This window comes from Aeromonas sp. 600724, assembly GCF_049175135.1.
Lineage (GTDB): Bacteria > Pseudomonadota > Gammaproteobacteria > Enterobacterales > Aeromonadaceae > Aeromonas > Aeromonas veronii_A.
In genome coordinates, this window is sequence record NZ_JAAKUM010000015.1 from 47813 (window position 1) to 61054 (window position 13242).

Sequence of the window (13242 nt, forward strand, 5' to 3'; positions counted from 1 at the left end):
CTCCCGAGCGCAGTCAGTCGTTGGCTGCGTGCTTTATCCCCCAGTTCCCGAGGTTTTATGTACCGGATATTTTTTGAGCATCCCGCTTTCCTGGTTATCGACAAGCAGCCCGGCATCGGCATGCATGACGAGAAGGACGACTGGGAGTCGGTCAATCCGGGACTGGTCAATCGCGTGAAGGCCGATACAGGGCTCACCCTCTATCCGGTACACCGGCTCGACAAGATGACCTCCGGTCTGGTGCTGCTGGCCCGCACCACGGAGGCGAATCGCGAGCTGAGCATGGCCTTTGCGGCCCGTGAGGTTAGCAAGCAGTATCTGGCGCTCTCCGATCGCAAACCCAAGAAGAAGCAGGGTTGGGTGAAGGGGGATATGCAAAAGGGGCGCGGCGGCAGCTGGATGCTGGCGCGCACGCTGGATAATCCTGCTATCAGCTGGTTCGATTCACTGTCGGTGCGCGAGGGGGTGCGGCTCTATCGCATCAAGCCGCAGACCGGCAAGACCCACCAGATCCGGGTTGCCCTCAAAAGCATCGGCGCCCCCATTCTCGGGGATGAGCGCTATGGCGGTACATCAGCCGATCGTGGCTATCTGCATGCCTGGCAGCTCAGCTTTACCCTGGCGGGCGAGCCCTTCGACTTTGTCTGCCCGCCCACGCAGGGGGCCGAGTTTGTCACCCCCGAGCTGACCGCGGCGATTGCCGCTCTTGCACCTTGAGGCTCCCATGATAAGCCGCTCGCCAGCTGAACCAGTGGTGCCGAAAGAGAGTGGGGGGAATCGAGAGTGCGGGGGGGCTGCGCGCTGGATCTTGGCCGACTTTGACGACACCCTGGCCCCCGGCGACAGCCACGCCGGTCTGCTGCGCTATATCCTGCGCCGCCGGATCTGGCCGCTGTTGCTGTTGCCAGTGATTGCGCTGGGTGGCTTGGTCTATCTTCTTCCCAGCCAGCGGCGGCGCGGTATCTCCCTTATCTGGTGGGCCATCACGTTGGGGCTTTCCCCTTTGGACTGGCGCAAGCTGGTGCGTGCCTATTGCCGCACCAGGCCTGGGCTGTATCGTCAGGCTCGCGAATTGCTGCAAAGCGAGGGGGCGCGCTGCTGGGTGATCTCCGCCAGCCCCTGCGCGCTGGTGCGAGCCCAGCTCTATCAGCAACTGCCCGGCCAGTTGCCCCACCGGATCATTGGCTCGCAGATGCACTACCGTTTTGGCGGCCTGATGCCCCGCTTCTATTGCCACGGACAGCACAAGCTGCTGCCAGAGATTTGCGCCCTCGATGCCGAGCTGGCCTTGAGCGACAGCCTGCACGATCTGCCACTGCTGGGGTTGGGGGAAGAGGCGTGGCTGATCAATCCAACGCCTGTGCGACTGCAAAAGGCCCGGGCCTGCTTGCCCCATCTGATGGTCAAAAACTGGCAACTGTAAGCCAAAGCTGACAGCCATACTGATCGTCACCGTTTGATCCGCAGGGCTGCCGCTTGAATGTCACATTCTATTTACATCTTTTGCTGCCAGCTGCGAAAAACTATCTGCAACCCGCCTCTTCTCTTCCTGCTACGCCCTGCTTCTAATGAAACAAGTTGTTAACACTTGCCGCGCCGCTGGGTGCTGCAATCCGTTTTAACCGAATCAAGAGCAAGGAGCGCCCGATGAATGCCACCTCTTCCGCCACCCACACCATCAATCCGTTAGGCACTGACGGTTTCGAGTTTGTCGAGTACACGGCCCCCGATGCCAAGGGGATTGCCGCTCTCAAGAGCCTGTTCGTTTCGCTCGGGTTTGCCGAGGTCGCCAAGCACAAACACAAACAGTGCTGGCTCTACCGGCAGGGGGATATCAACTTTGTGGTCAATGCCGAGCCCCACTCCCAGGCGGAGCAGTTTGCCAGCCTGCACGGACCGAGCGTTTGCGGCATGGCATTTCGGGTGAGCGATGCGGGTAAAGCCCAGCAGTACGCCATCGCCAAGGGGGCCAAGCCCTTTGTCGGCAAGATTGGCCCGATGGAGCTCAATATTCCCGCCATCTACGGTATCGGCGAGAGCACTCTCTCCTTTGTTGACCGTTATGGCGACAAGGGCTCCATCTATGACGTGGATTTTGTCTTCTACCCCGACTGGCAGGCCCGGATGGCAGAGGTGGATGCCGGTCTTATGGAGATCGATCACCTGACCCACAACGTCCATCGCGGCAATATGGATGTCTGGTCCAACTTCTACGAGCGGATCGGCAACTTCCGCGAAATTCGCTACTTCGATATCGAGGGCAAGCTGACCGGGTTGCATTCACGCGCCATGACCGCCCCCTGCGGCAAGATCCGCATCCCCATCAACGAGTCGGCGGATGACAAGTCCCAGATTGAGGAGTACCTGCGCCAGTACAAGGGGGAGGGGATCCAGCACATCGCCATGGCCTCCAGCGATATCTACCACACCATCCGCACCCTGCGCAGCCGCGGTACCGGTTTTATGCCGACCCCGGATACCTACTACGAGAAGGTGAACAACCGGGTCGAGGGGCATCAGGAGGATCTGGCGGCCCTCAAAGAGCTGCGCATCCTCATCGACGGCTCCCCCACCAAGGATGGCATCCTGCTGCAGATTTTCACCGATACCGTGATTGGCCCGGTCTTCTTCGAGATCATCCAGCGCAAGGGTAACGAAGGGTTTGGCGAGGGCAATTTCAAGGCGCTGTTTGAATCGATCGAGCTGGACCAGATCCGCCGTGGTGTGCTGGATGGCGCCGAGGATAAGAAGGGTGCCCGCAAAGAGGGAGCGAGCGATGCGTAACTGGATTAACTTTCCCCACCGGGAGGGAACCCACTCCCGGCAGGCCCATGCCGACCTGCCGGAACAGGCTATCTATGAGCGCGAGCTGGGGCGCAGCGGCTTTTTCGGCCCCGCCACCCACATGCACCACAAGCATGCCCCCACCGACTGGAGCAGTTGGGAGGGACCGCTGCGACCACGGCTGTTTGACTTGAATGCCCTCCAGGAAGAGGTGAGCTCACTCTCTCCCTGGGTGGCTCCCGACATTCTCAGCAACCCCCATTGCCGCTACCGGATATGGCGGCTCTCCGAGGCGATGCCGTTTCTGGTGCGCAACGCCGACGGTGACGAACTGCTCTTTATCCACGAGGGGGGCGGCGAGTTCTTCTGCGACTACGGCCACCTGACTCTGCGGGACGGCGACTATGTGGTGATCCCCCGTGGCACCATGTGGCGCATCGAGCCGACGGCGCCCCTGTTCATCCTGATGATCGAGGCGACCAACGACAGCTATCAGCTACCGGACAAGGGGCTGGTGGGCAATCACGCCATCTTCGACCCGGCGGCGCTGGATGTGCCCGCCATCAACGAGCGCTTTTTGGCCCAGCAGGATGAGAATCCCTGGTCGCTGCAGGTGAAGCGCCACGATCAGGTGTCGGTCATCACCTGGCCCTTCAACCCGCTGGATGCGCAAGGGTGGCACGGCGACTTGTGCGTGGTGCGCCTCAACTGGCGGGATATCCGCCCGCTGATGAGCCACCGCTACCATCTGCCGCCATCGGCTCATTCGACCTTTGTGGCGAGCCGCTTCGTGATTTGCACCTTTGTGCCGCGCCCCATCGAGAGTGACCCCGGCGCCCTCAAGGTGCCCTTCTATCACAGCAACGATGATTACGACGAGGTGCTCTTTTACCACGCCGGGGATTTCTTTAGCCGGGACAATATCGAGCGGGGCATGGTCACCTTCCATCCCGCCGGTTTCACCCACGGCCCCCATCCCAAGGCGTTTGCGGCAGGGCAGGCCTATGCCAAGAAGTTCACCGACGAGGTGGCGGTGATGCTCGATACCCGCGATGCGCTGAACGTCGGCAGTCTGTGCGAAGGGATCGAGAACACCCGGTATGTCTCCAGCTGGCAGCGCCCGGACGCTGCTGCCGGCAAATAAGGAATCGCTTATGAAATTGGCAACATTGAACAATGGCAAGCGCGATGGCGCTTTGGTGGTGGTGAGCCGGGATCTGACCCGTGCGGTACGGGTGAGCGAGATTGCTCCCACCCTGCAGGCCGCCCTCGATGAGTGGGCCGAGGTTGCCCCCAGGCTGGAGGTTGTCTATCAGCAGCTTAACGAGGGCCGTGTGGCCGAGACGTTCCCCTTTGACGAAGCGTCTTGTCTCTCTCCGCTGCCGCGTGCCTATCAGTGGGCCGATGGCAGCGCCTACGTCAACCACGTGGAGCTGGTGCGCAAGGCGCGCGGCGCCGAGATGCCGGAAAGCTTCTGGCACGATCCGTTGATGTATCAGGGGGGCTCCGACAGCTTTCTCGCCCCCCGTAGCCCCATCGTGATGGGTTCTGAGGAGTGGGGGATCGATTTCGAGTCGGAGGTAGCCATCATCACCGACGACGTGCCGATGGGAGTAAGCCCGCAGGGGGCCGCCAGTCACGTCAAGCTGCTGATGCTGGTCAATGATGTGAGCCTGCGCAACCTGATCCCGGGGGAGCTGGCCAAGGGCTTTGGCTTCTTCCAGTCCAAGCCGTCCAGCGCCTTTTCGCCGGTGGCCATCACGCCGGATGAGCTGGGCGATGACTGGCGCGATGGCAAAGTGCATTTGCCGCTTCTGACCCACCTCAACGGTGCCCTGTTTGGTGCGCCCGAAGCTGGAGTGGACATGACCTTCAACTTCTTCGAGCTGATTGCCCATGCGGCCAAGACCCGGCCCCTTGGTGCGGGTTGCATCATCGGCTCCGGCACCGTCTCCAACTACGATCGCAGCGCCGGCTCATCCTGCATTGCCGAGCGCCGCATGCTGGAAATTCTTGATTGTGATCAAGCTATAACCCCCTATTTGCAGTTTGGTGATAGAGTGTCGATCGCGATGGAGGATCGCTCTGGCCAAAACCTGTTTGGCACCATCTCTCAACAGGTGGTGCCAGCGAGCGGTCAGGGAGGTTGATGGCCAGCGCCGGTTGGCGGCAAGGATATTCGGGATATGTCCGGATCACGACGAGCCCTCAACCGGTGCCGGATACACAAGGAGGCAGGTGGCGAGCACCTGCCGGGCTTCGGGCCCAGATAAGATGCAGGGACAGATTATGTTGCAGTTGTTTGGCTATTGGCGTTCGTCGGCAAGTTTTCGGGTGCGGATCGTGTTGCAGCTCAAGGGGCTCGCCTACGAGCAGCATCCCATCAATTTGCGGCAAGGCGAGCAGAGCGAGAAGGCCTATCGCCGGATCAACCCGCAAGGGCTGGTGCCGTTTCTGGTGGATGGCGATGTGCAGATCGGTCAGTCGGTCGCCATCATGGAGTACCTTGACGAGACCTATCCCGCCTACTCCCTGATGCCCTCTTCCCCCGACGCGCGGGCCCGGGTGCGCCAGATCGTCAACATGATCGCCTGCGATATCCACCCGCTCAACAATCTGCGGGTGCTCAACTATCTGGAAGAGCACTTCAGGGCCAACAACGAGCAGGAGGCTTGCTGGTATCGCCACTGGATTGACGAGACCTTCACCGCCCTCGAACAGCTGTTGATGACCACCGCCGGTGTCTACTGCGTCGGCAACGAAGTGACCCTGGCCGACTGCATGCTGGTGCCCCAGGTCTACAACGCCCGCCGCTACGACATGACCCTGGACGATTACCCCACTATCCGCCGCATCGTCGCCAACTGCGAACAGTTGCAAGCCTTTATCAAGGCCGCCCCCGCAAACCAGCCGGATGCGCAGTGACCTACTGACTTGAATCGCGGGATGGCGTCAGCACGCCATCCCGCGCGTTATATCTCCTCATCTCTTTATTTCCCTTCTGTATGCGCCTTGCGTGCCTTGTGTTGACGGCTGAATGTCGCCAAGGATCCTGCACTTGTCACACTTATCAACATTTTGCATCGATTGAGTCTTTATTGTTGGTGTTTTGGGCTGTCAGTCACACTCAAGTCAGTTGATTGGGCCTAGTATCGCCACGCCAGCGGGACAGCGGAAAGCAGAAATGCGCACAGGTCGCCTATCAGGGGGCCTTGGCTACCTCCTTGGTTTCCATGGTTTATTCGCACTGCTCTTTTTCGTGTTTACGGTTTGATGGCCCGCACTGTCCGGCCCGTGTCACCGCGCAGATCCCTTGTGACAGCGGCAGGTTGACTGGCGCGCCACCGCTTATTTGCAACCACTCTGTGCAACAAGGAGATCTCATGTATTCCTTCAAAAAGTGCGTCGTCGCACTCTCCATCAACCTTGCTCTCTTCTCGTCGGCGTTCGCCTGTACCACCTTGCTGGTCGGTAGTGAAGCCAGCGCCGATGGCTCCATGATGGTGGCCCGCAGCGCCGACAGCGATGCCCTGAAAGCCCAGCATTTCGTAATCCATCCGGCCAAGCAGGGGCAGAGCGGTATGCACAGCTCCAAGGCTCACAATGGCGCCAATGATTTCAGCTACCCCTTGCCGAAAAACTCCCTGCGCTATACCACGGTACCGAACTGGAAGACCCAGCTGCATGGCGCCACCGGGTTCAATGAGAAGGGGGTAGGGGTGAGCGGCACCGAGTCCATTTTTGCCTCACCCGAAGCGCTCGCCTTTGACCCCTATGTGGAAGATAAGGGGATCACCGAGGATGACATTCCCGATGTGTTGCTCTCCCGGTCCACATCGGCCCGCGAGGCAATCGCCTTGCTTGGTAACATCATCGAGACCATTGGTGCTGGGGAGGGATTTGGCGTCGCCGTGGTGGATGATAACGAGCTCTGGTATCTGGAGACCGCCACCGGCCACCACTGGATGGCGCAGCGACTGCCGAAAAATCACTATTTCGCTACCGGCAATCAGGGCCGCTTGCAGCAGTACGATCCCGCCAGTGCCGATACGATGGGATCGAAGAATCTGATCGAATTTGCCACCGAGAAGGGGCTCTACCATCCGCAAAAGGATGGGGCGTTCAACTTCTCGAAAGCCTATACCCGCGATGACGAGCGGGACCGCACCTATAACGATCCGCGGGTCTGGACCATCCAGCAGATGTTCAACCCCTCGCTCAAGCAGGCGGTGGATGCCGGTCGTCAGTTCCCGGTCACCCTCGCCCCCGAGAAGAAGATGACGCTGGAGGAGGTCAAGGCGGTGCTGCGCAATCACTATGACGGCACCGAGCACGATCCCTACAGCAAGGGGTTGAACGGTCAGGAGCCGTGGCGCCCCGTCAGTGTGTTCCGCACTTACGAGTCTCACGTGATGCAGGTTCGCCCCTGGATGCCGCGTGAGGTGGGGGAGGTGACCTATCTGGGCCTCGGCATGGCGGATCTGACCGCCTTCGTTCCCTACTACAGCGGTCTGGAAGCCTATCCGGCGCACTATGCCATGGGCAGTGACAAGGCCGACAGCGACTCCATCTACTGGAAATATCGCAAACTGCAGACCCTGGTGATGACCGATTACCCCAAATTGGCCCCCATAGTGAAGCAGGCGTACCAGAGCTGGGAGGCGAAGATCGCCAAAGAGCAGAAAGAGATGGAAGCCAGCTACCTGAAAACGGTCAAAACCGACAAGGCCGCCGCCAACAGCATGCTCAACGACTTCAATTTGCGGGTGATGAAGGAGGCCGAAATGCTGACCGACGATCTCACCAACCAGATCTTCACGGTGCGCACCCAAGATATTCAGACCGATATTTTCTTCGCCAACAAAGCGAAAAAGGACTGATTGCACCCCATGATGTGGTGGGGCGGCAGAGCGTGTCGTCATCCATGTCTTGAGTATGGTGATCTTCTCACTGTCACCTTTGTTATCAGAAGACGACATAACGAAAAGCCTTCACGGGAGTGAAGGCTTTTTTGCAGAGTGTGTTCAGATGAGCACGACGAAGTCTGTCTGGCTAAAAACGGTACTCGATATGGAGGGTATGGCTGTCCAGCCCCGGGTTCTTGTCATACATATAGGCGTTGGACATGTGCTCATACTGATAGCCGATCAGCCAATTCTTGGTGATGGCGTAACCGAGGCCGATACCCAGAGCGAACTGCAAGGGACCGCCGTAATCCTTGTAGCCGTGGCCGCGGGTGCCAAATTGATACTGATCGAGCCAGACCATTTCGCCGGGGATCCAGGTCACCCAGTTACCCCATTGGCATTCGATACGGGCACCGCCTCCCAGTCTTGCTGTCTCTTCATCTTCTACCTTGAGGGTACCGCCACGCACTCCCAATCCAAATTGACAGGCCGAGTCTCCCCAGCGCCAGAACATGTGGTGAAACTTGGCATCGGCGATCTTGATGTCAAGCTTTTCATTGCTGAACGCCTTGCCCAGCTGCAGGGCAAGAATATTGTCATTGGCCACGGCCCCTGTGCTGGTCAGCAGTGAAACCAGCAGGCCAATCCTTGATAGAGTGTTAGCGTCCATGCCCCCTCCAATGTCGTTGAGACCCTGTGGTGCCGATTCAATCGGACACATATCAGGCATAGTCAACAGGCAATAACCCTGTCAATCACGGCCAGAAAAACTAAAAAAAACCATGTTGGCGAATAAATGGTCTATCGCTTTTATGTTCTCAATAACGGGGGAAAAACGGAGTCTGGCTGAACGTTATTTGAACAGTTTGTTATGTGTGATGTTAATGGCGGTCACTTTTCAGGCAATGGCTGAGTGGATTGATGGGGATATCAGAGAGGTTGCCGAACTCGAATAAAGTATTGCCAACCATATTTTAATTGAAAGTTCAATGGATGTGACTCACAAAAAATTAATTTCTTTTTGGAGGAGCGAGGGATAATTAAGAAATTTCTAAATTAATCTTGCTTGTCGTCAAAAATATTTACACCGTGCGAGTACATTTATTACCAATACTGCTTTGAGCGTAAATCTTTTAAAAACAGAGTCTTGTGTCCCTCCTTGTCGTGTGAAGAATGCAGGTGAGTTTTTTGAGTGTTGACCCAATTGTGGCTTATTGATAGCATTCGAAAAAAATGAGAATAAGTATGATATACGTCACATTGTGACGTTCTCATGCACGGGGTGGGTGCTTACATTGCAATCAATTTCTGTCTGCTTTTTGAGCTGACAGGCATCGTTATTTTCCCTCCTGTTTTAGTTTTACATCCATTTTGTCTGTTTTTTGTCCGGGAAGATGTCATTGCCGTGCGGTAGCTATGGCAAAAAAACAGTGTTTCGCATCAACATCGCTACATCTTTACAGCAATTGAGCAGCATTGCTCATTTTAGAGCTCATGCCTACTTCTGATGAGACTATTGCTGTTCTGTCTGAGATCCATCATATATCGTGTCTTGCTCGATTCACTCAGAACATTCTGAAATGTGTGCTGTAAATGGTAATTTTTTGAGCAAAGCCCTCTTGTTCAGACTGCCTGGTATCGCTTCGCAGTCTCGGCAGATTGTCTGTTGATGAGGAACTCAAAACCCGCTTTTGCAGTTGCAGGGCTGGGGATGAACAGCCACATGTCAGTTCGTTTTTTGGTCATGAAAGATAATGAGTCGATCGGCAATAGCGTTGCCAGACCATAAGGCGACCTGGCTTTAACAGATCAACACTTGACTCCATGGGAAATATTGACACATGAATTTTGCAACCCGGTTATTGGCCATATCGTTAGCCATACAAGTTGGTGGCTGTGCATATGAGCCAAAGCAGGTAGAAGCGTCTCGTCCTCTCGTCAACCCGTCAGTTGCTACTGAATTGTATGCCATGCCTCCCGATCTGCAGCAGGCGCTGAATACACTGCCACAAGGCGCTGCATTCAGTAGAAACAATGTTACCTATACCCTGGGGCAACGCTATGTTTCGGCTCTGGGTCTTGAGTGCGTTGAGTTGTTGTTTAACAGCATGCAAGGCCATTCGCAAAGGCGCGCGGCATGCAAGACTGAAGAACAATGGTATCTGATACCTCAACTGGAACAGACCTCTGTCAGCAACCTTCTTGCTGAGCAATAAAATGAAGGCACATGTTTTGAACAAAATGAAAATTTATCAGCTCGGCACACTTCTGTTTCTCATCAGTACATCCTGCGCAACCATGGCCATTGCCGCCCCGGATTTAGCGCAAGCAAATGGATCATCATTTGGTTACACCCTTTCAGGAAAGGCTGCTGAAAACACCGGCACCCAGCTTGGTGGTCAAGCAGCACTGAGTGGGCAGGCCAACACAAGTTCAACGACCGGGAGTTTTACCCAACAGAATCGTCAAGGGATGTTGTTACCCGGTGAGGCAGATGTACGTAAATTACTGCCCCTGGCAGAGGCTGGATTACCTCCTCCCTATGGCGCCAATCTGTTTGCCGGTGGCTATGAGACCGAACGCAGCGATGGCTTGAATGACAATTATCTGATAGCGCCAGGGGACAAGCTTAATATCTGGATCTGGGGTGCCGTCAATTTTTCAAATGTAGTGACGGTAGATAATCAGGGCAATATTTTCATCCCTGATGTCGGCCCGATAAATGTCAAGAATGTACCTGCCAGCCAGGTCAATAATCTGGTGACCAGCAGGATTGGCGATGTTTTTACAAATAATGTCAATATCTACGTCAACCTGCTGACAACAACTCCCGTGAGTGTGTTTGTCACTGGCCCGGTAATACGGCCAGGCCAGTATGCGGGTCAATCCTCTGACAGTGTGCTCTATTTTCTAAAGCGGGCTGGGGGGATCGACTCGGAGCGCGGCAGCTATCGTCAAATAAAGGTATTACGCCAGAACCAGGTCATCCAAAAAATCGATCTGTATGAATTCATGCAGCAGGGCAAAATGCCCAAGCTCTCTTTTAAAGATCAGGATGTCATCCTGGTAGAGCCACAGGGCCCGATGATAAATGTCGCGGGCAAGGTTCGTAATCCCTTCCGTTTCGAATTGACTCAGCGTAATACGCTAGGCTCGGAGCTGGTTAACTACGCACTGCCGCTTGCCAAGGTGAGTCATGTCGGGGTGATAGGTGACCGTCCAAGTGGTCCATTCTCCATCTATTTACCTTACAAGGATTTTGCCAGCCTCCAGCTTAAGGATGGTGACAAAGTCTTGTTCAATGATGACATGCATGCACAGGTTTATGATGTGCAGGTCGCAGGTAGCTATATGGGGCCCTCATATTTCACTGTGCGCAAGCAGACCAAGCTGCATGAGCTGCTCAACCATATTCCCATTGACCCACAGCTTGCCGATTACCAATCCATCTACCTGATGCGCAAGAGTGTCGCTGCGCGGCAAAAAGAGATGTTGGAAGAGTCGCTCAACCGGTTGGAGCGCAGTGTGTTTACTGCTCCTGCCAGCTCGGATGGTGAAGCGTCGATCCGTGCCAAAGAGGCAGAACTGGTGATGCGCTTTGTCGAAAAGGCCAGAAAAATCCAGCCTCTTGGCAAGGTGGTGGTCGCAGACAAGGGGATTGTTGCGAACATTCAGCTGGAACAGGGTGACCAGATTGTCATACCGAACAGAACGGACCTGATCCAGGTCGGTGGGGAAGTCTTGATGCCACAGGCTGTGGTCTATAACGCCAATGCGACTCTCGATGACTATGTGGCCTGGGCGGGTGGATTCACCGAGCGTGCGAATGACCAGCGGATTGCCGTGGTTCATGCAAACGGATTGGTGGAGTTTAAAGATAAGGGGAGTGTCCAGCCCGGTGATCAGATTTTGGTGTTGCCCAAGGTTGACAGCAAAACCATGCAATCGGTCAAGGATATTACCCAAATCATTTATCAGATCGCCGTGGCTGCTAACGTAGCAATTAACTAAGCCGCTTCTTGCTGTAAAAAAGCAGACTCGCCAATAGGCGAGTCTGCTATAGGTAAAGCGAACTAATGAATAAACCGATTCTTAATCAAACGCCGCGCACATCCCTGCAGGTGTTGCGAGATGTTGTCTTTGGCCTGCTTATTCGTGAGCTTAAAACCCGCTTTGGTAGTTACCGGCTCGGTTATGCCTGGGCTCTGCTTGAACCGCTTTTGATGATCGGTTTTTTTAGCCTTCTTTTTGGCTTGCGTAGCCATAGCGGTTTCGGCGGTGTATCTGCGCAAGTTTTTATTACGGCCGGTTATCTACCCTTCATGTTTTTCAATAAAGTCGTTAATCAGCTGAAGTTGTCTGTTAACGCTAATATGGGGTTGTTTTGTTACCGTCAGGTCACACCATTTTCAACCTTCATCGCTCGTTTTATGCTCGAAACCATGGTGGGCATGATTGTGGGAGTGATCTTGGTGCTAGGTCTGCTCTGGTTTGGCTTTGATGCCATCCCAGCAGATCCGCTTAAGGTCATCGTGGCTTATTTGCTGCTGATGGTATTTTCGTTTTCCCTCGGCGTTGTTTTTTGTGTGATCTGCAACCTGATGCAAGAGGCCGACAAGTTTCTCGGCCTGCTGATGATGCCATTGATGTTTATCTCTTGTGTCATGTTCCCGCTGGCCACTATTCCGACCCAATATCGGCACTGGTTTTTATGGAATCCGCTGGTGCATGCCATTGAGCTGATTCGCAGTGGCTGGATTGCCGGCTATAGCAGTCCATATGTTAGTTGGGAGTATCTGGCTGCTGTCACCTTGATACTGCTTACTTTCGCCATGAGTTGCTATCGGTTGAGCCATCGCCGCTTGATTGCCAGTTAAAGTGAAACCAGATGATCGTTCTTGATTCAGTTACCAAGTACTACCCGACCAAATTCGGTCGTAACTATGTGCTGCGCGATGTATCGCTCACCCTGCCTCGGGACCGCAATATCGGCATTCTGGGGGTCAACGGGGCGGGCAAATCGACCCTACTACGACTGCTCGGGGGCATGGATATGCCCAACCGAGGCAAGGTGAGCCGGCATTGCCGGGTCTCCTGGCCACTGGCATTGGGGGGCGGTTTTCAGGGCAGCATGACGGGGCGTGAAAATACCCGCTTTGTTTGCCGCATCCACGGGGTACGCGAGACAGCTGCCGTGGAAGAGTGGGTCAAGGAGTTCTCGGAAATCGGTCAGCATTTCGAGCTGCCAATCAAGGGATACTCCAGTGGTATGCGTTCCAAATTTTCCTTTGCGGTTAGCATGGCGTTTGATTTCGATATCTATCTGACTGACGAAATCACCTCGGTAGGGGATGCGCGTTTTAAGCAGAAGTGTATCGATGTATTTAACAAAAAGCGTGAAACGGCCAGTCTTATCATGGTGTCGCACGATATGAATAATCTGCGTCAGCAGTGTGATATGGGTATTTTATTACGAAATAGCCGATTGGAGGTATTTGACAATATCGACGATGCGATCCGTATTTATCAAAATCTATAATAAGCACAATTA

12 protein-coding genes are annotated in these 13242 nt (G+C 55.1%); 11 read left to right on the top strand and 1 reads right to left on the bottom strand.

Annotated features, from left to right (window positions below):
* Positions 1–57: 57 nt before the first annotated feature.
* The 7 genes from G5168_RS14705 to G5168_RS14735 all read left to right on the top strand — a co-directional run bounded on the left by G5168_RS14705 (position 58) and on the right by G5168_RS14735 (position 7664).
* Complete coding sequence (locus G5168_RS14705) at positions 58–717, top strand: TIGR01621 family pseudouridine synthase (protein WP_421252393.1); 660 nt, start codon at positions 58–60, stop codon at positions 715–717.
* Between the two features lie 37 nt (positions 718–754).
* Positions 755–1423 carry an HAD family hydrolase gene (locus tag G5168_RS14710; protein ID WP_421252414.1) on the top strand — a complete coding sequence of 223 codons (669 nt, stop codon included), beginning with the start codon at positions 755–757 and terminating at the stop codon, positions 1421–1423.
* 224 nt (positions 1424–1647) lie between these two features.
* Positions 1648–2784: a 4-hydroxyphenylpyruvate dioxygenase gene (gene hppD, locus G5168_RS14715; RefSeq protein ID WP_421252394.1), complete on the top strand. Its 1137-nt coding sequence runs from the start codon at positions 1648–1650 to the stop codon at positions 2782–2784.
* Positions 2777–3928 carry a homogentisate 1,2-dioxygenase gene (locus G5168_RS14720; RefSeq protein WP_075112729.1) on the top strand — a complete coding sequence of 384 codons (1152 nt, stop codon included), beginning with the start codon at positions 2777–2779 and terminating at the stop codon, positions 3926–3928. The genes hppD and G5168_RS14720 overlap by 8 nt, the downstream gene beginning before the upstream one ends.
* A 10-nt stretch (positions 3929–3938) precedes the next feature.
* Positions 3939–4934: a fumarylacetoacetate hydrolase family protein gene (locus G5168_RS14725; protein ID WP_421252395.1), complete on the top strand. Its 996-nt coding sequence runs from the start codon at positions 3939–3941 to the stop codon at positions 4932–4934.
* 139 nt (positions 4935–5073) lie between these two features.
* Positions 5074–5709, top strand: a complete 636-nt coding sequence (gene maiA / locus G5168_RS14730) for a maleylacetoacetate isomerase (RefSeq protein ID WP_180343339.1) — start codon at positions 5074–5076, stop codon at positions 5707–5709.
* A 458-nt stretch (positions 5710–6167) separates the two neighbouring features.
* Positions 6168–7664 (top strand): C69 family dipeptidase, encoded by a 1497-nt coding sequence (locus tag G5168_RS14735; RefSeq protein ID WP_421252396.1) that lies wholly within the window; start codon positions 6168–6170, stop codon positions 7662–7664.
* A 172-nt stretch (positions 7665–7836) separates the two neighbouring features.
* On the opposite strand, the gene G5168_RS14740 is transcribed toward G5168_RS14735, so the two are convergent.
* On the bottom strand, positions 7837–8361 hold the full coding sequence (locus G5168_RS14740; RefSeq protein ID WP_216953357.1) for an acyloxyacyl hydrolase: 525 nt from the start codon (positions 8359–8361) through the stop codon (positions 7837–7839).
* 1171 nt (positions 8362–9532) lie between these two features.
* Here G5168_RS14740 and G5168_RS14745 point away from each other — a divergent pair.
* The 4 genes from G5168_RS14745 to G5168_RS14760 all read left to right on the top strand — a co-directional run bounded on the left by G5168_RS14745 (position 9533) and on the right by G5168_RS14760 (position 13230).
* Entirely contained in the window at positions 9533–9907 is a 375-nt protein-coding gene (locus G5168_RS14745; protein ID WP_201996467.1) for a hypothetical protein, read from the top strand.
* A gap of 25 nt (positions 9908–9932) precedes the next feature.
* Entirely contained in the window at positions 9933–11702 is a 1770-nt protein-coding gene (locus G5168_RS14750) for a polysaccharide biosynthesis/export family protein (protein ID WP_216954349.1), read from the top strand.
* 65 nt (positions 11703–11767) lie between these two features.
* Positions 11768–12568, top strand: a complete 801-nt coding sequence (locus tag G5168_RS14755; protein ID WP_323970342.1) for an ABC transporter permease — start codon at positions 11768–11770, stop codon at positions 12566–12568.
* An 11-nt stretch (positions 12569–12579) separates the two neighbouring features.
* On the top strand, positions 12580–13230 hold the full coding sequence (locus tag G5168_RS14760) for an ABC transporter ATP-binding protein (protein ID WP_323970341.1): 651 nt from the start codon (positions 12580–12582) through the stop codon (positions 13228–13230).
* The last annotated feature ends 12 nt before the right edge of the window (positions 13231–13242 follow it).